The sequence below is a fragment of the Cellulomonas sp. P2_F12 genome (assembly GCF_056403775.1).
In genome coordinates this window covers 454,259-475,015 of sequence record NZ_JBFUEV010000001.1, presented here as the reverse complement: position 1 = coordinate 475,015, position 20,757 = coordinate 454,259, and the positions used below count along the sequence as shown (strand labels likewise).

Below are 20,757 nucleotides of genomic sequence, written 5' to 3'. Positions count from 1 at the left end.
ACCCGCACCACCACTGGAGAAGACGTGCAGCTCATGCGCATCGGCGCCCCCGGCGCCGAGAAGCCGATCGCCCGGCTCGACGACGCCACGTACGTCGACCTCGCGGACGTCGTGGACGACTTCGACGAGCGCTACTTCGGCAGCGGACACCTGGCCCAGCTGCCCGCGGTCGTCGCCGAGCGCGTCGCGGCCGGTCAGGTGAGCGCGTTCGCGGGAGAGCGCGTCGGCGCGCCGATCGCCAGGCCGCACCAGATCCTCTGCATCGGCCTCAACTACAGCGACCACGCCGCCGAGACCGGGCAGGCCGTGCCCGCCGAGCCGATCCTGTTCACCAAGTCCCCGAACACGCTGATCGGTCCGTACGACGACGTCCGCATCCCTCGCGGCTCCACCAAGCCCGACTGGGAGGTGGAGCTCGGGATCGTCATCGGGAGGCGCACCAGCTACCTGGACTCCGTCGAGGAGGCCCGCGACGCCATCGCCGGGTACGTCGTGGTCAACGACGTGAGCGAGCGCGCGTTCCAGATCGAGCGCAACGGCCAGTGGTCGAAGGGCAAGTCGGCGGAGACCTTCAACCCCGCGGGACCCTGGCTGGTCACGCCGGACGAGATCCCGGACGTCCTCGACCTCGGCATGTGGCTCGACGTCAGTGGCGTCCGGCGGCAGACCGGCTCGACGTCGACGATGGTCTTCGACCCGTTCTTCATCGTCCACTACCTCAGCCAGTTCCTGGTCCTCGAGCCCGGCGACCTCATCAACACCGGCACTCCTCCGGGGGTGGGGATGGGCTTCCAGCCGCCGATCTGGCTCCAGGCCGGCGACGTCATGGAGCTCGGCATCGACGGGCTCGGCGTCCAGCGCCAGACCGTCGTCGGACCCCGCTGACCGTGCGCGCCTTCGTGCTGACCGGACCGCGCGAGTCCGAGGTCCAGGACGTCCCGCCGCCCGTCGCCGGGCCCGGGGGAGCCGTCGTCGACGTGCAACGGGTGGGCGTGTGCGGCACCGACGTCGAGTTCTTCACCGGCGAGATGCAGTACCTGCACGAGGGCCACGCGGCCTTCCCGCTGCGGATCGGGCACGAGTGGATGGGCACCGTCTCGGCCGTGGGCGACGGCGTCGACCGGAGCTGGCTGGGCCGACGGGTCACCGGCGACACGATGCTCGGCTGCGGCACGTGCCGCCGGTGCCGCGCCGGGCACCAGCACGTCTGCGCGGCCCGCTTCGAGGTCGGCATCCGGGGTGGCTTCGCCGGCGCGCTCGCCGAGCAGCTCGCCGTGCCGGCCACGTCGCTGCACGCGCTGCCCGGCTCGGTCGACGACACCCTCGGCGCGCTGGTCGAGCCGGGAGGCAACGCGCTCCGCTCGGTGTGGGGCGCGGACCTGTCCGACGGCGACCGGGTCCTCGTGCTGGGCGCGGGGACGATCGGCCTGCTCGTCGCCATGTTCGCCAGGTCCGCCGGCGCCGAGGTCCACCTGTTGGGGCGCTCGGCGCGGTCGATGCAGTTCGCGCGGACGCTCGGCTTCGACGACGTCTGGACGCAGGACGCGCTGCCCGAGCTGCCGTGGGACGCCGTGATCGACTGCTCGAACGCGGCGGCGCTGCCGGCGCGGGCGCTCGAGCTCGTCGAGCCCGCCGGCCGCGTGGTCTACGTCGGGCTGGCCGGGAGCCCGAGCCTCATCGACACCCGCGTCCTGGCGCTGGCGGACGTGACCGCCGTCGGCGTCCTCAGCGCCTCCCCGGGCCTCGCCGGAACCATCGAGGCCTACGCCGGCGGCGCCGCGGACCCGCGACCTCTCGTCGCCGCGACCGTCGGCCTGGAGCAGGTGGGGGCGGTGCTCGCGGGAGAACGCCCCGCAGGCGCCGGTGACGGCCCGAAGATCCACGTCGACCCACGCATCTGACAGGGAGAGACATGAGCGAGTTCCACGGGTTGGTGGCGATCGTCACCGGCGGCGCCAGCGGCATCGGCGCGGCGACGGCAGCACTGTTGGTCGAGCGTGGTGCGCGGGTGGCGGTCCTGGACCGGTCGCTCGACGGCGTCCCCGGCTCCGTGCTGGGTGTCGTCTGCGACATCACCGACGCCGCGCAGTGCGACGCCGCCGTCGCCCAGGTCGTCGAGCACTTCGGCGCCCTCGACATCGTGGTCAACAACGCCGGGATCGGCGCCGTCGGCGACATCGCGGCCAACTCCGACGAGGAGTGGCACCGGGTCCTGGACGTCAACGTCGTCGGCCTCGCCCGGGTGAGCCGTGCGGCCCTCCCGCACCTGCGCACGTCGGAGCACGCGGCGATCGTGAACGTGTGCAGCGTCGTCGCCAGCGTCGGCGTGCCCAACCGGGCCCTCTACGCTGCGAGCAAGGGTGCGGTGGCGGCGGTGACCCTCGCGATGGCCACCGACCACGTGCGCGAGGGGATCCGCGTCAACGCCGTCACGCCGGGCACCGCGGACACCCCATGGGTCGGGCGACTCCTCGCGGCCGCCCCCGACGCCGAGGCCGCGGCGGCCGCGCTCCGGGCGCGTCAGCCCATGGGGCGCCTGGTGTCCGCGGCCGAGGTGGCGCACGCCTGCGTCTACCTGGCGTCGCCGCTCTCGTCGTCGACGACGGGGACGATCCTCGCGGTCGACGGCGGCATGGCGGGCCTCCGCCTCACCTGACCGGAGTGGGCCTCGGGCCGGTGGCTCCGGGGAGCTCGACGATCGCCACCGAGATCAGGGTGAGACCAAGGTCGCGGACCCCGGCCAGCAGCCCGTGCAGTGCCGCCTGGTCGGCCACGGTGCCGATGAGGCTCGTCGTGCCGTCCGGCTCGCGGGTCAGGGTGAGGCCCTCGAACCGCTGCGACCAGCGGTCGTCGAGGTGTCCGGCTACCCGCAGCGCGTACACGGCCGCGGCATCGGGACCGAATCGGCGAGTCACGCGACCACGGCTGTCGGCAGGGCAGAGCCCCACCCCGTTGACGATGTCGACCGGGTGGGGCGGCATGCCGCGTGATCGGTCACTTGGCGCCGGCCGTGTCGAGCCGCGGGCTCATCGCGGCCGGCAGGGGGACAGCAGCCGCGGTGCGCTGGTCGCGCCACAGGGAGTAGCCCAGGCCGACCAGCGAGACCCCGGTGGGGATGGCGAACAGCCGGAAGTTGATCTGGGGGAGCAGGGGGATGGCGAGGGTGGCGACGGCGCCGAGGGCGAGGAGCGCGGCGGCCCACCGGGCGAGGACCTGGGCGCGGAACAGGGCGATGCCGAACAGGAGGCCGCCGGCCAGGTAGAGCACGCCGTCGAGGTTGATGAGGAGCCCCATCAGGCCGATGTCGCCGGCGGCATGCCCGCCGGGAACCGCCACGGCGAGGATGTCGGAGACGTAGCCCGGTGAGGTGTGAGCGATGGCGGGCAGGACGACCGCACCCGTGACCTCGATGCTCACCATGAAGACGAAGCCGAGGGCGAGCACGACGTACCCGATCAGGCCGAGCAGCCCGGTGCGCTTCACCTGGCGCAGGTACATGCCGGTGATGCCGGCGAGCGACAAGGTGGCGAACGCGATCTTCATGGACTGGCGCAGCTTCCACTCGGTCGTGGAGATGAAGTCGAGGTCCAGGTGCGGGTGGTTGATCTGCACGCCGATGTACAGCAGGCCCCCGACGACGGCGGCAGCACCGGCGGCGCGGGTGAGGGTGGTCGTGGTGATGGTCATGTCCGGCTCCTGTTCGAGGTCCGGGGCGGTGCGCCGCGGGGTGACTCGAACGCTAGGGACGGACGTGGTGGCCGGGCATCACCACATCATGTGAACGACGATGTGAGACCGACCGCCCGACCGGCTACGTCAGGCCGCGTTCCCGCGCGCGGCGGACCGCCGCCCGACGGGTGGTGACCCCGAGCTTGGTGAAGATGCGCTTGGTGTGGCTGCGCAGGGTGTTGACCGTGACGAACAGCTCGCGGGCGATCTGCGGACCGGTCAGCTCGCTGTCGAGCAGCCTCAGCACCTGGAGCTCCCGCTCGCTCAGCTGCTCCGCGGACGACGGGCCGAGCGACGTCCTGTCGTCCGACGCGGTGCCGAGGCCGAGCAGGCGACGCGGGTGCTCGCCGGCGGAGTCCTGGAGCTCGGCCGCGTGCAGCAGCCGACGCATCGGCTCGCCCTCGTCCAGGAAGAGTCGGACGTAGGCCGTGGGCTCGGGGGCCCCCGCCCAGGACTGCCCGAGGGCCTCCAGCGCCCGCGCCCGATCACCCAGCGCCTCGTGCGCGAGCGCGGACAGCATCCGGATCTCGACGAGGCTCCCGGCCCGTCCCGAGGCGGCGGCCGCCTCGTGCAGCCGGGCCAGCAGACCGAGCGCCTCGCCGAGCGCGTCGGCGTCCGGGTGCTCCGGGTGCCTCGCGACGAGCAGCCGCACGAGGGTCAGGTGGTCGAACTCGCGCAGGTACGCGGCGTCGTCCGTGGCAGCCACGCCCCGTTCGGATGCCCAGTCGGCGGCCTCCGACAGTCGCCCCTGAGCGATCCAGGCGCGGGCCCTGATCGCCGCGACGGGTCGTAGGTCCGGGAAGAACCCGGGCAGGTAGAGCCGCTCTGCCGTGTCGAGGAGGCTGATCTCCGCCTCCCGGTCGCCCTCGGCGCCGCTGATCCGCGACATCGCCACGAACCACCGGTACCGGCGCTCGGTCATCGCCGCTGCCTCGCCGAGAGCCTTCGCGCTCTCGAGGTGCTCTCGTGCGGCCGCGAGGTCACCGCTCTCGTAGTCCAGCTCGCTGAGGCCGACGTGCAGGTCGGGCATCGCCCGCAGCGCCCGCCCGCCGCTCGCCTCGCCGACCTGCCGCGCGCGCACGTAGAGCCGGCGAGCCGCGCTGGGCCTGCCCGCCGCGAGCCACATGTCCGCCAGCACGACGGTGCTGGTCAGCTCGTCGACCAGGTTGTCGCTCGCGTGCAGGCTGGCCACCGCCTGCGTGAACGTCTCCAGCGCGCTCGAGACGTCGCCCTGCGCCCAGGCGACGAGGGCCAGGAACCCGGCGGCGCCGCCTCGCGCGAGGTGGTCGTCGGGACCGGCCAGCACCAGAGCGCGCCGGGCGTGCTCCGCCGTACCCGCCAGGTCGCCGCGCGCCTGCGCGAGGGACGCGCGGTAGATGGCGATCGTCGCCGGCAACGTGCGGAGCTCCTCGGTCTGCGCCCACCGCGGATCCGACCCGGCCGGGGCGGCGGCCAGCAGGCGCTCCGCGTCGTCCAGTCGCGGCTCGAACGCGTCGAGGTCGCCCGACGCCATGAGCATGTAGCCGAAGAAGACGTTGAGGACCGGGCTGCTCCGCACGACGTCATCGGGCAGCTCCTCCAGCCAGGTGAGCAGCGTCGCCTCGCGCCGGTCGCGACGGATGGCCGGCACGGCGAGCTCCATGAGGAAGGCGGCCCGGTCGACGTCGCCCGCAGCCAGGGCGTGCCGGACCGCGTCGTCGGCGAAGCCGTGATCCTCGTACCAGCGACTGGCCCTCTGGTGCAGGAGAGGGACCAGGTCCGGCCGCTCGGCGTGCAGGTGCGCACGGAGGACGTCGGCGAAGAGGTGGTGGTAGCGGAACCACTCGCGCTGGTCGTCCAGGGGGACGAGGAACAGGTTGGCCCGTTCGAGCGTCGTGAGCAGGTCGCGTCCGTCGTCACCCCCGACGACGGCGTCGCAGAGCGGCCCGGTGAGCCGGTCGAGGACCGCCGAGCGCAGCAGGAACTCGCGCACCGCCTCGGGTTGCTGCGCGAGCACCTCCTCCACGAGGTAGTCGACGAGGTACCGGTCGGTCCCGGTGAACCTGGCGATGAACCCGCCGACGTCGTCGCGACCCTGGAGCGACAACGCGGCCAGCTGCAGCGCGGCGATCCACCCCTCGGTGCGTTCCTCCAGCGCCTCGACGTCCCCGGCGGCGAGCTGCAGTCCGGTGACCCCGGTGAGGTACTCGGCCGCCTCGTCGACCGTGAACCGGAGGTCGGCGGCCCGGATCTCGACCAGCTCCCCGCGCACCCGCCACCGAGCGAGCGGGAGGTCGGGGTCGGCACGGGTGCTCAGCACCACGTGGACGTGCGGCGGGAGGTGCGTGAGCAGCACGGTCATGCCCCGGCCCACCTCCGGGTCGTCCACGAGGTGGTAGTCGTCCAGGACCAGCCACACGTCGCCGGGTGCTGCATCGAGCTCGTTGACGAGCGTCGTGAGCATCAGGTCCGTCGACTGCTCCACCGCAGCCGGGACCGGCCCGCCGATCGCCCCGTGGAGCGCCGCGGCGACGTACCGCCAGAACGTTGCCGCGTCGTTGTCCGCGGCATCGAGCGAGAGCCAGGCGACCGAGCGCCCGTCGCCGGGGGCGCCAGCGAGCCACTCGGCGAGGAGCGTCGACTTGCCGAACCCCGCCGGCGCGGAGACCAGGACCACTCGCGAGTCGGCGCCGAGCCGCATCTTCTCCAGGAGCCGCGGTCGTGCGACCAGACCACGTCGCGGCTTCGGGACGTGCAGCTTCGTCGCGATCAGGGGGCTCGCCACGCCATCCCCGTTCCCCTGGAGCACCACCGCGGCCGAGGTGCGTCTCTCCACCCACGGTACCGGGCGTGCGAGCGCTCGTGATCGTGCTGCGGGCCGCGGCACGTGTCCACGCACGTTCACCCTCGAGCTCCCGCGCCGCCCTCAGGTGCACGGTCCCAAGGGCGCCGGGAGCGTCCGTAGAGCCTTTGGTCCCGTGCCGTGGGGTCCGGCGCGGGCGGGAGGAGCCGCGGGACCTCCGGCCCTGGTGGGGTCGTCGTCCGGCCGCGGAGCCTGGAGCGGTGGCCCACCCCCGGTGACACCGTCGGCTCGAGGCCAGGCACGGGTGGGACGAGCGACGGGGCGGAGGACGACATGAAGGCCAGCGTCGGTGACCGGCTCGTCGTGACAGGTGGCCACCTCGGCGAACCCGTCCGGGACGCCGAGGTCCTGGAGGTGCGCGGTCGCGAGGGCGCACCGCCGTACCTCGTGAGGTGGTCGGACTCGGGGCGCACGGGCCTGTTCTTCCCTGGTCCGGATGCCGTCATCGGCGCCCCGGTCGATCGGTTGCGGAAGCGGAGGCCGGAGGCGGACGGGCGCGTCGAACCCGTCCCGACCGTCCCGTCGCCCGACGCCGGGACGAGTCATGCGCGCGTCTGAGGCGGCCGTCGAGGCCGTGGTGGTGGGGGTCGACGGCTCGGATGCGGCCCTCCGCGCGGTCGAGACCGCTGCCTCCATCGCGCGGCAGCTGGGCCGTCGGCTCGACGTGGTCCACGCGTTCGTCTGGCCCGGGCTGCGGGCTCCCGTCGTCCCCGCGCCCGACACGGTCCCCGTGGGCGGGCTCCGACGGGATGCGGAGCGCATCGTGGAGCAGGGCGTCGACCGCGCCCGCAGCGTGGCACCCGACGTCACGGTCGACGGACACGTCGTCAGCGGGGCACCCGAACCGGTGCTCCTGCGTGCGAGCATCGACGCCGCCCTGCTCGTGGTCGGTGACCGCGGGCTCGGCGGGTTCTCGGGCCTGGTGCTCGGCTCCGTCGCCGTCGAGCTCGTCACCTACGGCAGGTGCCCCGTCCTCGTCGTGCGCGGGCGCCCCGAGCCGTCGGGGCCTGTCGTGGTGGGGGTCGACGGCAGCGACGCCTGCACGACGGCCATCGACCTCGCGCTCGTCTGCGCCGCTGCCCACGGGGCGACGCTCCGGGCGGTCCACGCGGCTCCGGAGCACAGCGGTGGACCAGGTGACGACGGGGTCGACGTGCAGAACGTCTTCCGACACCTCGACGCCCGACGACGTGCCTACGCGACGGTGCCCGTCGAGAAGGTCGTGCTGCACGGCGACGCCCGCAGGGTGCTGATCGACGAGAGCTCGCGTGCTCGACTCGTCGTCGTGGGGTCTCGTGGCCGCGGCGGCTTCGCCGGTCTGCTCCTCGGTTCCGTGAGCCAGGCGACGCTGCACCACTCGTCCTGCCCGGTGGCCGTCGTCCCGCACCGCGCAGAAGGACTGCGACTGCGCCTCGACCGGCCGGCAGGTGCCCACGTCCGTGGGCCGTCCGACCCCGACGCAGCGGCGGCCCACGACCGCGCCGGCAGTGGTGTCGGGGACGTCCGGCCCGGCCGGCCGTCGGGGGCCGGGTCCTAGGCTCGAGTGATGGACCGCGGGCGGGTCGCAGGGCTGCTCCCTGGCGTCGGTGTCGCCCGGCGCTACGAGCGGGCATGGCTCCGGTCCGACCTGATCGCAGGGACCGCGCTCGTCGCGGTCGCCATCCCCGCGGGCATGGCGTACGCCGCCGCCGCCGGGCTGCCGCCGGTCACGGGCCTGTACGCGACCATCGTCCCGCTGCTCGTCTACGCGCTCGTCGGGCCGTCGCGGGTGCTCGTGCTCGGGCCGGACTCGTCGCTGGCGCCGATGATCGGCGCGGCGGTGCTGCCGCTCGCGCTCGGCGACACCGACCGGACCGTCGCCCTGGCCGGCATGCTGGCGGTCCTGATGGGCCTCATGCTCATCGGCGGCCGCGTGCTGCGGCTCGGGTTCCTCACCGGGCTGCTCTCGATGCCGATCCGTGTCGGGTACATGAACGGGATCGCGCTGGTGGTCATCGCCGGCCAGCTGCCCAAGCTGCTCGGCATCTCGGTGCCCCCCGGCTCGGTGTGGGAGCACCTCGGTCAGACGTTCACGGCGGTCGCCGACGGCCAGGTCAACGGCGCGGCGGCGGCGATCGGGGTCGGGTCCCTCGCGGTCATCGTCGGTGCGCGCCTCCTCGGCGCCACCGCCCAGGGCATCGTGCTGGCGGTCGTCGGGGCGACCGTCCTGACCGCTGTGCTCGGGCTCGCCGACCAGATCCCCGTCGTCGGTGCCCTGCCGTCCGGTCTGCCCTCTCCGGCCCTGGCCGGCCTCGAACCCGGAGACGCTCTGGCGCTGATCGGTCCCGCGGCCGGCATCGCGCTCATCACGTTCGCCGACACGACCGTGCTGTCGCGTGCGCTCGGCGGCAGCCGGGGGGAGACGGTCGACGGCAGCCAGGAGATGGGTGCGCTCGGGGCGTCGAACCTCGCGACCGGGCTGCTCGGCGGCTTCCCCGTCTCGGGCAGCGCGTCACGCACGCCCGTCGCGGTCCAGGCGGGCGCCCGCACGCAGCTGACCGGTGTCGTCGCCGCGCTGCTGATCGTCGTGTTCATGCTGGTCGCGCCCGGCCTGTCCGCGTATCTGCCGTCGGCCACGCTGGCCGCGGTCGTCATCTCGGCCGCGTCCTCGTTCGTCGACGTCCGCACGTTCGTCCGCCTGGTGCGGATGAGCCGGAGCGACGCGGCGCTGCTGGTCGCCGCGTTCCTCGGCGTGGCGTTCGTCGGCGTGCTGCAGGGCATCCTCGTCGCCGTCGCCCTGTCCCTCGCGGTGTTCGTCCGCCGGGCGTGGGAGCCGTACCGCGCCGAGCTGGTGAGCGTCGAGGGCGTGCCGGGGTTCCACGACCTGAGCCGCCACCCCGAGGGCGAGCGCATCCCGGGACTCGTGATCGCGCGGTTCGACGCGCCCCTGTTCTTCGCCAACGGCGACGTGTTCGACACCTGGGTGCGCGGGCTCGTGGCGGATGCCCCGCCCCCCGTGCACCGCGTGATCATCGCCGCCGAGCCGATCACCGGCCTCGACACGACCGCGCTCGACGAGCTCGTCGAGCTGGACGACCACCTCGCGGCGCTCGGCGTCGACCTGGTGTTCGCGGAGATGAAGGGCCCGGTGAAGGACCGACTGGTGCGCTTCGGGGTGGGCAGCCGGTTCGGGCCCGACCACTTCTATCCCACCGTGCACAGCGCGGTGCGCGCCTACCGGGTCGAGCAGGCAGGACCCACCGACGTGCCCGACGCTGGCTGACGTCGCCTTGGTCGTCGGACGTGCCGGCGGACTCGGTCCTAGGTCGGCTCGACGGTCTCGTCGTCCGGGGGCACCGATGCGCCGTCCCGCTCGTCGCGCTCCGCCCACTGCAGCAGCGGCGCGAGGTCGAACACCGCGTCGTCGATGCCGGCATGCAGGTCGCCGAGCTCGGCGAAGCGGGCCGGGACCGTGCGCAGGGTGCAGTCGTGCGGGTCGACGTCGTCGATCTCGTCCCAGCGCAGCGGCGTCGACACGGTGGCGTCGGGGGTCCCGCGCACCGAGTAGGCCGAGGCGATGGTGTGGTCGCGCGCGTTCTGGTTGTAGTCGACGAACACCAGCGACGGATCACGGTCGCGGCGCCACCACGTGGTGGTGACGTCGTCGGGCGCTCGGCGCTCCACCTCGCGCGCGAACGCCAGTGCCGCTCGGCGGACGTCCGCGAACCCGTGCTCGGGCTTGATCCGCACGTACACGTGGAGCCCTGATCCGCCGGAGGTCTTCGGCCAGCCGACCGCGCCGAGCTCGTCCAGGACCTCTCGTGCGACGTGTGCCACCCGCCGCACGCGGTCGAAGGGGCAGTCCGGCATCGGGTCCAGGTCGATGCGCCACTCGTCCGGGCGCTCGGTGTCGGCCCGGCGGCTGTTCCACGGGTGGAACTCGACGGTCGACATCTGGACCGCCCAGATCACGTGGGCCAGCTCGGTCACGCACAGCTCGTCGGCCGTGCGGCCGTAGCGCGGGAAGTAGAGCTCCACGGTCTCCATCCACGGGGGCGCCCCGCGCGGCAGGCGCTTCTGGTGCACCTTCTCGCCCGCGACGCCCGTGGGGTAGCGGTGCAGCATGCACGGGCGCTCCCGCAGCGCGCGCACGATGCCGTCGCCCACGGCGAGGTAGTACTGCGCGAGATCGAGCTTGGTCGCGCCGCTGGCGGGGAAGTAGACGCGCTCGGGGTTCGAGAGCCGCACGGTGCGCGACCCGACCTCGAGCTCGACGGCGGGTGAGCTGTCGGGGGCCATGGCTCATTCAAGCGTGCCCCGCGCCGCTGGTCAGTCGACACGGCCTGGCGCGGCGCTGCTCGATCCGCTGCCGACGCCGCGCTCGGTCACGTCGTCGAGGCGGCTGGCACGTGGCAGCGCGCCGTCGAGCTGTCAGGACTCGCGAGTCGCACCGCGTCGGCGGATCCAGATGGTGGTGGTCGTGATGACGTACGACGTGGCGGTGAGCCACACCCCCACCGTCCGCATCAGGATCGCGCCGATGACGACGGCTACCGCAACTGCGGTGAGTACCCAGAGTGCCGGGAGCGACGGGGTCCATAGCGGCAGCGCGGTCGCCTTGGCGTTGCGCTGGGGATCGGCCATGGGCTGATCGTCGCATCGTGCGCTCATCGTTGCGGGGGATTTCGCTCGTCTGCGAGTGGCGACCCGACCGCACGGCGGCACGACGACAGCGATTGGGGCCACGTTCGTGGCTACGGAACAAGAAAGGCCACCCGGAAAGGTGGCCTGACCTGCGGTGATGCTGGTGGGCGATACTGGGATCGAACCAGTGACCTCTTCCGTGTCAGGGAAGCGCGCTACCGCTGCGCCAATCGCCCGGTGTGAAGCCGGGTACTGCTTGAGGTGGAGATGGGATTCGAACCCACGTATACGGCTTTGCAGGCCGCTGCCTCGCCTCTCGGCCACTCCACCCTGAGACCGCAGTCCTCAGCGGCTGCATGCAGCCGATGTGGAGTGTCTGCCTCCGAGCGGACGACGGGATTCGAACCCGCGACCCTCACCTTGGCAAGGTGATGCTCTACCACTGAGCCACGTCCGCACAGCACGTCCCCCCGGTTTTCACCGGTGTTCCGTGTGCGTCCCGAACTCTAACTGACGATCTCCGCGAGAGTCCAACTGGCTCCGGGCAGGCGGGTGATCGTGCGGATCGACGGGTGTCCGAGCGCCGATCGGTAGCGTGTGCGGGTGCCCGAGCCCATCGTGAGTTCCCGCGGCGTCGCGTGGTTCGCGGGTGTCGAGGCGACCGGCGTCGTCGAGGTCGTGGACGTGCGCGCGCGGCCCGAGCGGCTGACGGAGCCGGGGTGGTGGGCGGTCGTCGGGGACTTCGAGGGTCGCGTGCGCGCCTGGCGGTTCGGGCGCACGACGGCGAGCCCCCCGGCGACGACGACGCCGTGGTCCGGGCCCCGAGCCGACGCCTGGTCGTCGTCGCTGGACCGTTCCGAGTACGTCACGGCCGTGCACCGGGTGCGCGCGCACATCCAGGAAGGTGACGTCTACCAGGCAAATCTCTGCCGGGTGCTGAGCGCGTCGTTGTCCGCGGCCGGGGGAGAGCCCGATGCCCGCGCGCTCGGCGCCGTCCTCGACGCCGGCAATCCCGCGCCCTTCTCGGGCGGAGTGCACGTGCCCGGCGAGGTGTGGGTGGTCACAGCGTCGCCGGAGCTGTTCCTGCGGGTCGAGGACGGCGTGGTGTCGTCCGGCCCGATCAAGGGGACGGCCGCGACAGCGGACGGGCTGACCGACAAGGACCGCGCCGAGAACGTGATGATCACCGACCTGGTCCGCAACGACCTGCAGAAGGTCTGCGCGCCCGGCACGGTCGAGGTCACGACGCTGCTGGGTGAGGAACATCACCCCGGCCTCGTTCACCTGGTGAGCACGGTGCAGGGGCGTCTCGACGACGACGTGGCGCGCGCGCCGGACCTGTGGGCCCGGCTGCTCGACGCGACCTACCCGCCGGGGTCGGTGTCGGGCGCGCCCAAGTCGTCGGCTCTCGACATCATCGCGGCGCTCGAGGCGGTCCCGCGCGGCCCCTACTGCGGTGCCGTCGGGTGGATCGAGGTCGGCGACGACGGGTCCGTGCGCGCGGAGCTGGCCGTCGGCATCCGGACCTTCTGGTGGGCCGACGACGTGCTGCACTTCGGCACCGGCGCCGGGATCACGTGGGGGAGCGACCCGCAGGCGGAGTGGGCGGAGACCGAGCTCAAGGCCGCGCGTCTCGTGGGGCTGGCGTCGCACCCGGTGACAGACTGACCCGATGGGTGTCGTGATCTGGTCGAACGGTCGTCTGCACGGTCCCGAGGACCTGCTCCTGTCGGGGATCGACCACGGGCTGACCGTCGGTGACGGGGTCTTCGAGACGTGCGCGGTCTACGACGGGACGGCGTTCGCGCTGACCCGTCACCTGCGCCGGCTGACGCGCTCGGCCCTGGGCATCGGCCTTGCCGAGCCCGACGAGGACGCCGTCCGGGCCGGGGTCGCCGCGGTGCTCGACGCGGCGGGGCCGGACACGGGGCGACTCCGGATCACGCTGACCGGGGGTCCCGGCCCGCTGGGCTCCCACCGGTTCGCGCCCGAGGAGCAGCGCCAGAGCGTCCTGGTGCTCGCGGGACCAGGCGCGCGGTCGGAGGTCTCGCGGGTGATCCGCGTGCCGTGGGTCCGCAACGAGCGCTCGTCGGTGGCCGGGCTGAAGACCACGTCGTACGCCGAGAACGTCGTCGCCGTGTCCGAGGCCTACCGGCTGGGTGCCGACGAGGCCGTGCTCGCCAACACCGTCGGGGACCTGTGCGAGGGGACGGCGTCCAACGTGTTCGTCGAGCTCGACGGTGAGCTGGTGACGCCGCCGCTGTCGAGCGGGTGCCTGGCCGGCATCACGCGTGAGCTGCTGCTCGAGTGGGCGGCCGAGGCCGGCCTGCCCGTGCGCGAGGGCGCGCCGGGGGAGCTGCGCTACGACGTCCTCGACCGGGTCGGGGACGGCACGACGCACCTGATGATGAGCGGCTCGATCCGCAACGTCTCGCCGGTGGTCAGCCTCGACGGCTCACCCGTCGCCGCCGGTCCCATCTCGCTGGAGGCGCAGCGCCTGTTCCAGGCCAGGCTCGCCGACGACCTGGACCCCTGACGGGTCCGGACATGCGACGACCGGCCCCGCCTCAGGCGGAACCGGTCGCGGTAAGTGGATGTCAGGCGGTCAGGAGAGCGGCGATGAGCGCCGTGATCTCGCCTTCCATGCGGTCGCTCTCGGTTCCCAGAGGCACGAGGGCCTCGGTCCCGGCGAGGAACCTCTCGATGGGCTCGGTGGGGGCGGCGAGGAGCGCGCTGCCCTCGACTCCACTGAGCGACACGAGCGTGTAGTCGGGGTCTTCGTCACGCCACACCTGCACGTCGCCGGTCCCGGCGGGGGCGTCGGCTGTCGCGTGCATCCCCAAGGAGAGGAGCTCGCGGCCGATGAGCCATGTCGACATGGTGTGCGGGCCGGTGAAGACCGCGCGCACCGTGTAGGGATCGGTGGTCCGGAAGGAGAACTCGGCGCTCACCGGGATGACGCTGGCGTCGGAACCGATGAGCTGCATGGCGACGACCTCGACGACGTCGTAAGTCGAGCTCGTCATCGGGTCCTCCTGTTCGCAAGGGCTGGAGGTCTCATCATGGCAGGCCAGGTGCCCGATTGGCCCGGTAGGAACCGGGAGTTCACCCGGAGGGACGCGCCCCCGAACGGGGACGAGAGGTGACAGCACCCATCCTGGTGACGGCGCTGCCCTTGACTTCGATGCGATGACCTGCAGGAGCCCGTTTCGGAAACTCGTGCCCGGCCGGGTAGCATCCTCCTCGAAGTCACCCGCGGGCGACAGGCATTCGTGGCACCCGGCGTGTCGCGAGTGGCGAAACCGCGGAAGACGGGCGATTGGCTCAGTTGGTAGAGCGCCTCGTTCACACCGAGGAGGTCATCGGTTCGAGTCCGGTATCGCCCACTCGACCAGGAGGGGTCGGCCCAGCGGGCCGGCCCCTCCTGACGTGTATATGAGGTCCGGCGAGCGTCGAGCCCGCCGGTAGCATCGAGGGGCTCGCCGCCAGGGCGAGCGGCCACGAAGGAGGCTGTACCGGTGCCCGAGCTCATCACCCTCACCGTCGACGGGATCGCGACCACGGTGGAGCCGGGGACGACGGGTACGGACCTGTACTCCTCCCGGCGCGACGTCGTCGTCGCCCGCGTGGACGGCGAGCTGCGCGACCTGCACCTGCCGGTGCCCGACGGCGCGGTCGTCGAGGCCGTGACCATCGAGGAGCCCGACGGCCTGGCCGTGCTGCGGCACTCGGCGGCGCACGTGCTGGCGCAGGCGGTGCAGGAGGTCAACCCGTCCGCGAGGCTGGGCATCGGCCCGCCGATCACCGACGGGTTCTACTACGACTTCGACGTGGACACCCCGTTCACCCCGGAGGACCTCAAGGCGATCGAGAAGGTCATGGGCCGGATCGTCAAGGAGGGCCAGACCTTCCGCCGGTGGGACGTCACCGAGGACGAGGCCCGCAAGGAGATGCGCGACGAGCCGTACAAGCTCGAGCTCATCGGCCTCAAGGGCGACCCGACCGCGGCCGACGGCGCGTCCGTCGAGGTCGGCCTCGGCGGGCTGAGCATCTACCAGAACGTGCGCGGCGCGGGCCGCGAGAGCGAGCAGGTCGTCTGGCAGGACCTCTGCCGCGGGCCGCACATCCCGAGCACCCGCCTGCTGGGCAACGGCTTCCAGCTGACCCGCTCGGCCGCCGCCTACTGGCGCGGGTCCGAGAAGAACCCGCAGCTGCAGCGCGTCTACGGCACCGCGTGGGCCACCAAGGACGAGCTGCGCGCCTACCTCGAGCGGATCGCCGAGGCCGAGCGCCGCGACCACCGGCGGCTCGGGACCGAGCTCGACCTCTTCTCCTTCCCGGACGAGATCGGCTCCGGCCTGGCCGTGTTCCACCCCAAGGGCGGCGTCATCCGCATGGAGATGGAGCACTACAGCCGGCTGCGGCACGTCCAGGGCGGGTACGAGTTCGTCAACACCCCGCACATCACCAAGAGCAAGCTGTACGAGATCTCGGGGCACCTCGACTGGTACTCGGAGGGCATGTACCCCCCGATGACCCTCGACGAGGAGCGCGACGCCGAGGGGCACGTGCGCAAGGCGGGGCAGCAGTACTACCTCAAGCCGATGAACTGCCCGATGCACAACCTGATCTTCGCGGCGCGCGGTCGCTCCTACCGGGAGCTGCCGCTGCGGTTGTTCGAGTTCGGGACCGTCTACCGGTACGAGAAATCGGGCGTCGTGCACGGCATGACCCGCGCCCGCGGCTTCACCCAGGACGACGCGCACATCTACTGCACCCGCGAGCAGATGGCCGACGAGCTCACCACGACGCTGAAGTTCGTCCTCGACCTGCTCAAGGACTACGGGCTCGACGACTACTACCTGGAGCTCTCGACCAAGAACCCCGAGAAGTTCGTGGGTTCCGACGAGGTCTGGGACGAGGCCACCGAGACCCTGCGCCAGGTCGCCGAGGCGTCCGGGCTCGATCTCGTCCCCGACCCGGGCGGCGCCGCGTTCTACGGCCCGAAGATCTCCGTGCAGGTCAAGGACGCGCTGGGTCGCACCTGGCAGATGTCCACCATCCAGCTCGACTTCAACCTGCCCGAGCGGTTCGAGCTCGAGTACACGGCGTCCGACGGCAGCCGGCAGCGCCCGGTGATGATCCACCGTGCCCTGTTCGGCTCGGTCGAGCGGTTCTTCGCCGTGCTGACCGAGCACTACGGCGGCGCGTTCCCCGCGTGGCTCGCGCCCGTGCAGGTGCTGGCGGTGCCGGTGGCCGAGCCGTTCGAGGGGTACCTCGACGACGTCGTCGCGCAGCTGCGGGCGCAGGGGATCCGTGCGGAGGTGGACCGGTCCGACGACCGGTTCGGCAAGAAGATCCGCAACGCCAGCACGCAGAAGATCCCGTTCGTGCTCATCGCCGGTGGTGAGGACGCCGAGGCCGGTGCCGTGTCGTTCCGCTACCGCGACGGTCGCCAGGACAACGGCGTGCCCGTCGCGGAGGCGATCGAGCGGATCGTCTCGGCGGTGCGCGACCGCGTGCAGGTCTGAGCAGTGAGCGAACCTGCCGATCACTTCGCCGGGGTGCCGGACGGATTCGAGCGTCTCTGGACGCCGCACCGCATGGCCTACCTCGGGGGGCAGGACAAGCCGGTCGACCGTGAGGCGGGCGACGGCTGCCCGTTCTGCCGCATCCCGACGCTGTCCGACGAGGACGGTCTGATCGTCGCGCGCGGCGAGGTCGCGTACGTGGTGCTCAACCTCTACCCGTACAACTCGGGGCACCTGCTGGTCTGCCCGTACCGGCACGTCGCCGACTACACGGAGCTGACCGGGCCCGAGGTGGCCGAGGTCGCCGAGCTGACGCGCACGGCCATGCGGGTGGTGCGCCAGGTGTCGGCGCCCCAGGGCTTCAACCTCGGCATGAACCAGGGCGACGTGGCCGGCGCCGGCATCGCGGCGCACCTGCACCAGCACGTGGTGCCGCGGTGGGGCGGGGACTCGAACTTCCTGCCGATCGTGGCCCGCAGCCGCGCGCTGCCCGAGCTCCTGGGCGACACGCGGGCGCGGCTGTCTGCCGCGTGGCCGACCTCGTCGAAGGGATGATCGGCACGTGCTGAACGGACTGCGCGGTGCCATGACGCGCTTCTTCACGCCCATCGCGCGGACCCTCCTGCGCGCGGGCGTCTCGCCGGACGCCGTCACCATGGGCGGCACGCTCGTCGTCGTCGTCACCGCGCTCTGGGCGTTCCCGACCGGTCACCTGCTGCTGGGCACGCTGATCATCGCGGTCTTCGTGCTCACCGACTCGCTCGACGGCGTGATGGCTCGGCAGGCCGGGCGGTCCGGGCCGTGGGGAGCCTTCCTCGACTCGACCCTGGACCGGTTCGGCGACGGCGCGATCTTCGCCGGGCTGGTGCTGTGGTTCACCGCCGGCGGGGACGACCGGCTGTCCGCGGTGCTCGCCCTCGCGTGCCTCGTGCTCGGCTCGATCGTGCCGTACGCCCGAGCGCGGGCCGAGGGGCTGGGCATGACCGCCTCCGGGGGGATCGCGGAGCGCGCGGACCGCCTCGCCCTGGTGCTCGTCGCCACGTTCGCGGTGGGCGTCGGTGCGCCGACCGTCGTGCTCACGGTGGTGCTGGCCCTGCTCGCCCTGGCGTCGGCCGTGACCATCGTGCAGCGGATGACCAAGGTGCACCGCCAGGCCATGCAGGTGTCCGAGTGAAGCTGGACGTCGCCCGGGCGTACGCCGTCGCATGGAGGGTGGCAGGACGGTTGCCCGGACCCGTGCTGCGCACGCTCTGCGCCGCCGCCGCCGACATCGCCTGGGTCCGGCACGGGGGAGGAGTGCGCCAGCTCGAGAAGAACCTGGCGCGCGTCCGGCCCGAGCTGGACTCCCGGGGCCTGCGCAGGCTGAGCCGCGCCGGGATGCGCTCGTACATGCGGTACTTCGGCGAGGCGTTCGCGCTGGCGACGATGTCGCAGGACCAGGTCGACGCCCGGGTCCGCGCCGTGGGCGTCGAGAACCTGCGAGTGCACACCGACCGCGACCAGGCCGTGGTGCTCGCGCTCGGCCACACGGGCAACTGGGACCTCGCGGGCGCCTGGGCCACGCGGGCGGTCGCGCCGGTCACCACGGTCGCCGAGAGGCTCGAGCCCGAGGAGCTCTTCCAGGAGTTCGTCGCGTTCCGCGAGGGGATCGGCATGACGATCTTCCCGCTCACCGGGGCAGGCGACGTGTTCCGCGGCCTCGTGCGGGCCGCGCGCGCCGGCGCCGGGCTCCTGCCCCTGCTCGCGGACCGCGACCTGACGGCGAAGGGCCTGGAGGTGGACCTCCTCGGCCACCGCGCCCGGTTCGCCGCCGGGCCGGCGGCCCTCGCGATCTCGACGGGTGCCCCGCTGGTGACCACCGTCATCTACTACGAGCGGCTGCACGGCGCGCAGCGGCGAGCCGCCGGCTCGCCCTGGGGCATCGTCATCCAGTTCAACAAGGCGATCGAGATCCCGGGGGGCGTCCCGCGCGCCGACCAGGTGCGCGTCATGACGCAGGCCTGGGTGGACCAGTTCGGCGCCGGCGTCCGGCAGCGCCCGCAGGACTGGCACATGCTGCAGAAGGTGTTCGTCGAGGACCTCGACCCGGCGAGGTACGCGGCGACCGTCGCGGCCGAGGAGAGCGTGCGATGAGCTCGCAGGCCGCCGAGCGCGCGCTCCGGGTCGGCATCGTCTGCCCGTACTCCTACGACGTGCCCGGCGGGGTGCAGTTCCACGTCCGGGACCTCGCCGAGGCGCTCATCGCGCGGGGGCACGACGTGTCCGTGCTCGTCCCCGCCGACGACGACACCCCGATCCCGCCGTACATGACGTCGGCCGGCCGGGCGATCCCGGTGCGCTACAACGGGGCGGTCGCCCGCATGACGTTCGGGCCCGTCACCGCCAACCGCGTGCGCAAGTGGCTCGCCGCGGGGGAGTTCGACGTCCTGCACCTGCACGAGCCCGTCACGCCGAGCCTCGGCATGCTCGCCCTGTGGATCGCCGACGGACCCATCGTGGCGACGTTCCACACCGCGCTGATCCGGTCCCGGCCGCTGCAGATGGCCTACCCGCTGGTGCGTCAGTCGCTGGAGAAGATCTCCGCCCGGATCGCCGTGTCGGAGGACGCCCGCCGCACGCTGGTCGAGCACATGGGGGGCGACGCGGTCGTGATCCCCAACGGGGTCTACGTCGACTCGTTCATCGCGGCCCGGCCGGACGCCCGGTGGACGGGCACGCCCGAGCGCCCGACCATCGCGTTCCTCGGCCGCCTCGACGAGGCGCGCAAGGGGCTGCCGGTGCTGCTCGAGGCGGTGCCGAGCGTGCTGGCCGAGATCCCCGGCGCCCGGTTCCTGGTCGCCGGTCGCGGCGAGACCGGTCCCGACGAGGTCCGCGAGCTGCTGGGCGAGCAGGCGGCGGCCGTCGAGTTCCTCGGCGGGATCACCGACGACGAGAAGGCCAGCCTGCTGGCGTCGGTCGACGTCTACTGCGGGCCGCAGACCGGCGGCGAGAGCTTCGGGATCGTGCTGGTCGAGGCGATGAGCGCGGGTGCGACCGTCGTCGCGAGCGACCTCGGGGCGTTCTCGCGCGTGCTCGACGACGGCGCCGCCGGCGTGCTGTTCCGGACGGGCGACAGCGCCGACCTGGCGCAGACCCTCGTGCGGGTGCTCCGCGACCCTGAGCTGCGCGCGAGGGTGTCCGCGCACGCCGTCGAGGTGGTCCGCCAGTACGACTGGTCGACCGTCACGGACCAGGTGCTGGCGGTGTACGAGATGGTCGTCGCCGACCGGCACGCGCCCGTGGGCGAGGACCCGTCGTCGGTCCGGGGTGCACGCCTGCTCGAGCTGCGCCGAGGGCGGGGTGACGGCCGATGAGGTGGTCCGAGATCACCGTCTACGTGACGATCGTCCTCGCGCTCGTCCTGTGGTGGGTGTGGGTCGCGGCGTCCCGCCTGGACCGGCTGCACCGGAAGGTCAACTCCTCGCGGGCGGTGCTCGACGCGCAGCTGGTCCGGCGCGCGACCGTCGCGGCCGAGCTTGCGACGTCCGGCCTGCTCGACCCGGTCAGCTCCGTGCTCGTCGGCGAGGCCGCGTGGGCCGCGTTGTCCACCGGGACCAGCGAGCTGCCCGCGGACCTGCGTGCGCTCGTCGGTCCCGACGACGTCCCGCCCGGTGGCGCCGCCCTCCTGGCCGTCGACCGTGGGCGGATCGAGAGCGAGCTGTCGGCCACCCTGCGGGAGGCGTTGGACGACGCCGACGAGGTCGCCGCGCTGCGGTCGGACCCCGCCGGCGACGAGCTGGTGGACCTCCTGGCCTCGTCCTGGTACCGGGTCCAGCTGGCCCGGCGGTTCCACAACGAGGCCGTCGTGCAGACCCGACGAGCCCGCCGCGGTCCGCTGGTGCGGCTGCTGCGGCTGGCGGGTCACGCCCCGGAGCCGCAGAGCCTCGAGCTCGACGACGCGTGGCCTGAGAACCTGGGTCGACCGGGTGCCCGCAGCGGCCCCGTGGAGACCCTGCCGCCCCGCTGAGACAGGCCCGGGACGCCCTCCCGGAC

20 protein-coding genes and 4 tRNA genes are annotated in these 20,757 nt (G+C 72.8%); 15 read left to right on the top strand and 9 right to left on the bottom strand.

What is annotated here, in order from left to right:
* The first annotated feature begins 24 nt into the window (after positions 1-24).
* The 3 genes from AC1DWH_RS02145 to AC1DWH_RS02135 are packed head-to-tail and all read left to right on the top strand — an operon-like array spanning position 25 to position 2,656.
* A complete protein-coding gene (locus AC1DWH_RS02145) occupies positions 25-885 on the top strand; it encodes a fumarylacetoacetate hydrolase family protein (protein ID WP_477092270.1) in 861 nt (286 codons plus the stop codon).
* A 2-nt stretch (positions 886-887) separates the two neighbouring features.
* Positions 888-1,901, top strand: coding sequence for a zinc-dependent alcohol dehydrogenase (locus tag AC1DWH_RS02140; RefSeq protein WP_477092269.1), 1,014 nt, complete (start codon positions 888-890; stop codon positions 1,899-1,901).
* Positions 1,902-1,912: 11 nt separating this feature from the next.
* The gene (locus AC1DWH_RS02135; RefSeq protein ID WP_477092268.1) at positions 1,913-2,656 is read left to right on the top strand and encodes an SDR family NAD(P)-dependent oxidoreductase; all 744 of its coding nucleotides are present in this window, start codon (positions 1,913-1,915) and stop codon (positions 2,654-2,656) included.
* On the opposite strand, the gene AC1DWH_RS02130 is transcribed toward AC1DWH_RS02135, so the two are convergent.
* From AC1DWH_RS02130 to AC1DWH_RS02120, 3 genes are all read right to left on the bottom strand, one after another.
* The gene (locus AC1DWH_RS02130) at positions 2,649-2,915 is read right to left on the bottom strand and encodes a hypothetical protein (protein ID WP_477092267.1); all 267 of its coding nucleotides are present in this window, start codon (positions 2,913-2,915) and stop codon (positions 2,649-2,651) included. The two genes, AC1DWH_RS02135 and AC1DWH_RS02130, sit on opposite strands and share 8 nt — an antisense overlap.
* A 79-nt stretch (positions 2,916-2,994) precedes the next feature.
* The gene (locus tag AC1DWH_RS02125) at positions 2,995-3,687 is read right to left on the bottom strand and encodes a hypothetical protein (protein WP_477092266.1); all 693 of its coding nucleotides are present in this window, start codon (positions 3,685-3,687) and stop codon (positions 2,995-2,997) included.
* A gap of 124 nt (positions 3,688-3,811) precedes the next feature.
* Positions 3,812-6,493: a winged helix-turn-helix domain-containing protein gene (locus tag AC1DWH_RS02120; protein WP_477092265.1), complete on the bottom strand. Its 2,682-nt coding sequence runs from the start codon at positions 6,491-6,493 to the stop codon at positions 3,812-3,814.
* Between the two features lie 351 nt (positions 6,494-6,844).
* On the opposite strand from AC1DWH_RS02120, the gene AC1DWH_RS02115 reads away from it, so the two are divergent.
* Genes AC1DWH_RS02115 through AC1DWH_RS02105 form a run of 3 tightly spaced genes read left to right on the top strand, consistent with a single transcriptional unit; the run spans position 6,845 to position 9,833 of the window.
* The gene (locus tag AC1DWH_RS02115; RefSeq protein ID WP_477092264.1) at positions 6,845-7,129 is read left to right on the top strand and encodes a DUF1918 domain-containing protein; all 285 of its coding nucleotides are present in this window, start codon (positions 6,845-6,847) and stop codon (positions 7,127-7,129) included.
* On the top strand, positions 7,116-8,108 hold the full coding sequence (locus AC1DWH_RS02110; RefSeq protein ID WP_477092263.1) for a universal stress protein: 993 nt from the start codon (positions 7,116-7,118) through the stop codon (positions 8,106-8,108). The genes AC1DWH_RS02115 and AC1DWH_RS02110 overlap by 14 nt, the downstream gene beginning before the upstream one ends.
* Positions 8,109-8,117: 9 nt before the next feature.
* Positions 8,118-9,833 (top strand): SulP family inorganic anion transporter, encoded by a 1,716-nt coding sequence (locus tag AC1DWH_RS02105; protein WP_477092262.1) that lies wholly within the window; start codon positions 8,118-8,120, stop codon positions 9,831-9,833.
* A 38-nt stretch (positions 9,834-9,871) separates the two neighbouring features.
* Here AC1DWH_RS02105 and ligD read toward each other — a convergent pair whose 3' ends face one another.
* The 5 genes from ligD to AC1DWH_RS02080 form a co-directional block, all read right to left on the bottom strand.
* On the bottom strand, positions 9,872-10,849 hold the full coding sequence (gene ligD, locus AC1DWH_RS02100) for a non-homologous end-joining DNA ligase (RefSeq protein ID WP_477092261.1): 978 nt from the start codon (positions 10,847-10,849) through the stop codon (positions 9,872-9,874).
* Positions 10,850-10,981: 132 nt separating this feature from the next.
* A complete protein-coding gene (locus AC1DWH_RS02095; RefSeq protein WP_477092260.1) occupies positions 10,982-11,194 on the bottom strand; it encodes a hypothetical protein in 213 nt (70 codons plus the stop codon).
* A gap of 161 nt (positions 11,195-11,355) precedes the next feature.
* Positions 11,356-11,430: transfer RNA gene (locus tag AC1DWH_RS02090), tRNA-Val, on the bottom strand.
* Positions 11,431-11,453: 23 nt separating this feature from the next.
* A tRNA-Cys gene (locus tag AC1DWH_RS02085) sits at positions 11,454-11,524 on the bottom strand.
* Positions 11,525-11,579: 55 nt separating this feature from the next.
* Positions 11,580-11,651, bottom strand: a tRNA-Gly gene (locus AC1DWH_RS02080).
* Between the two features lie 146 nt (positions 11,652-11,797).
* Here AC1DWH_RS02080 and AC1DWH_RS02075 point away from each other — a divergent pair.
* Together AC1DWH_RS02075 and AC1DWH_RS02070 are read left to right on the top strand one after the other, a co-directional pair.
* Positions 11,798-12,862, top strand: coding sequence for a chorismate-binding protein (locus tag AC1DWH_RS02075; RefSeq protein ID WP_477092259.1), 1,065 nt, complete (start codon positions 11,798-11,800; stop codon positions 12,860-12,862).
* Positions 12,863-12,866: 4 nt separating this feature from the next.
* The gene (locus tag AC1DWH_RS02070) at positions 12,867-13,730 is read left to right on the top strand and encodes an aminotransferase class IV (RefSeq protein WP_477092258.1); all 864 of its coding nucleotides are present in this window, start codon (positions 12,867-12,869) and stop codon (positions 13,728-13,730) included.
* A gap of 61 nt (positions 13,731-13,791) precedes the next feature.
* On the opposite strand, the gene AC1DWH_RS02065 is transcribed toward AC1DWH_RS02070, so the two are convergent.
* On the bottom strand, positions 13,792-14,220 hold the full coding sequence (locus AC1DWH_RS02065) for an SsgA family sporulation/cell division regulator (RefSeq protein ID WP_456844993.1): 429 nt from the start codon (positions 14,218-14,220) through the stop codon (positions 13,792-13,794).
* Positions 14,221-14,507: 287 nt separating this feature from the next.
* Between AC1DWH_RS02065 and AC1DWH_RS02060 the strand changes: the two genes are divergently transcribed.
* The 7 genes from AC1DWH_RS02060 to AC1DWH_RS02030 all read left to right on the top strand — a co-directional run bounded on the left by AC1DWH_RS02060 (position 14,508) and on the right by AC1DWH_RS02030 (position 20,731).
* Positions 14,508-14,580 (top strand) — tRNA-Val (locus tag AC1DWH_RS02060).
* 132 nt (positions 14,581-14,712) lie between these two features.
* Complete coding sequence (gene thrS / locus AC1DWH_RS02055) at positions 14,713-16,725, top strand: threonine--tRNA ligase (protein WP_477092257.1); 2,013 nt, start codon at positions 14,713-14,715, stop codon at positions 16,723-16,725.
* Between the two features lie 3 nt (positions 16,726-16,728).
* The gene (locus AC1DWH_RS02050) at positions 16,729-17,280 is read left to right on the top strand and encodes an HIT family protein (protein WP_456844991.1); all 552 of its coding nucleotides are present in this window, start codon (positions 16,729-16,731) and stop codon (positions 17,278-17,280) included.
* Positions 17,281-17,287: 7 nt separating this feature from the next.
* Positions 17,288-17,899 carry a phosphatidylinositol phosphate synthase gene (gene pgsA / locus AC1DWH_RS02045; RefSeq protein ID WP_477092256.1) on the top strand — a complete coding sequence of 204 codons (612 nt, stop codon included), beginning with the start codon at positions 17,288-17,290 and terminating at the stop codon, positions 17,897-17,899.
* The gene (locus tag AC1DWH_RS02040) at positions 17,896-18,858 is read left to right on the top strand and encodes a phosphatidylinositol mannoside acyltransferase (protein ID WP_477092255.1); all 963 of its coding nucleotides are present in this window, start codon (positions 17,896-17,898) and stop codon (positions 18,856-18,858) included. The genes pgsA and AC1DWH_RS02040 overlap by 4 nt, the downstream gene beginning before the upstream one ends.
* Complete coding sequence (locus AC1DWH_RS02035) at positions 18,855-20,078, top strand: glycosyltransferase family 4 protein (protein ID WP_477092254.1); 1,224 nt, start codon at positions 18,855-18,857, stop codon at positions 20,076-20,078. The genes AC1DWH_RS02040 and AC1DWH_RS02035 overlap by 4 nt, the downstream gene beginning before the upstream one ends.
* Positions 20,075-20,731: a hypothetical protein gene (locus AC1DWH_RS02030; protein ID WP_456844987.1), complete on the top strand. Its 657-nt coding sequence runs from the start codon at positions 20,075-20,077 to the stop codon at positions 20,729-20,731. The genes AC1DWH_RS02035 and AC1DWH_RS02030 overlap by 4 nt, the downstream gene beginning before the upstream one ends.
* Positions 20,732-20,757: the final 26 nt, after the last annotated feature.

What these genes read in the sequence shown, in the direction of transcription:
- AC1DWH_RS02070 (WP_477092258.1), top strand. Translation starts at nt 12,867, where the DNA reads ATGGGTGTCGTGATCTGGTCGAACGGTCGTCTGCACGGTCCCGAGGAC.
- ligD (WP_477092261.1), bottom strand. Translation starts at nt 10,849, where the DNA reads ATGGCCCCCGACAGCTCACCCGCCGTCGAGCTCGAGGTCGGGTCGCGC.
- AC1DWH_RS02105 (WP_477092262.1), top strand. Translation starts at nt 8,118, where the DNA reads ATGGACCGCGGGCGGGTCGCAGGGCTGCTCCCTGGCGTCGGTGTCGCC.
- AC1DWH_RS02065 (WP_456844993.1), bottom strand. Translation starts at nt 14,220, where the DNA reads ATGACGAGCTCGACTTACGACGTCGTCGAGGTCGTCGCCATGCAGCTC.
- AC1DWH_RS02030 (WP_456844987.1), top strand. Translation starts at nt 20,075, where the DNA reads ATGAGGTGGTCCGAGATCACCGTCTACGTGACGATCGTCCTCGCGCTC.
- AC1DWH_RS02125 (WP_477092266.1), bottom strand. Translation starts at nt 3,687, where the DNA reads ATGACCATCACCACGACCACCCTCACCCGCGCCGCCGGTGCTGCCGCC.
- AC1DWH_RS02110 (WP_477092263.1), top strand. Translation starts at nt 7,116, where the DNA reads ATGCGCGCGTCTGAGGCGGCCGTCGAGGCCGTGGTGGTGGGGGTCGAC.
- AC1DWH_RS02095 (WP_477092260.1), bottom strand. Translation starts at nt 11,194, where the DNA reads ATGGCCGATCCCCAGCGCAACGCCAAGGCGACCGCGCTGCCGCTATGG.
- AC1DWH_RS02135 (WP_477092268.1), top strand. Translation starts at nt 1,913, where the DNA reads ATGAGCGAGTTCCACGGGTTGGTGGCGATCGTCACCGGCGGCGCCAGC.
- AC1DWH_RS02115 (WP_477092264.1), top strand. Translation starts at nt 6,845, where the DNA reads ATGAAGGCCAGCGTCGGTGACCGGCTCGTCGTGACAGGTGGCCACCTC.
- AC1DWH_RS02035 (WP_477092254.1), top strand. Translation starts at nt 18,855, where the DNA reads ATGAGCTCGCAGGCCGCCGAGCGCGCGCTCCGGGTCGGCATCGTCTGC.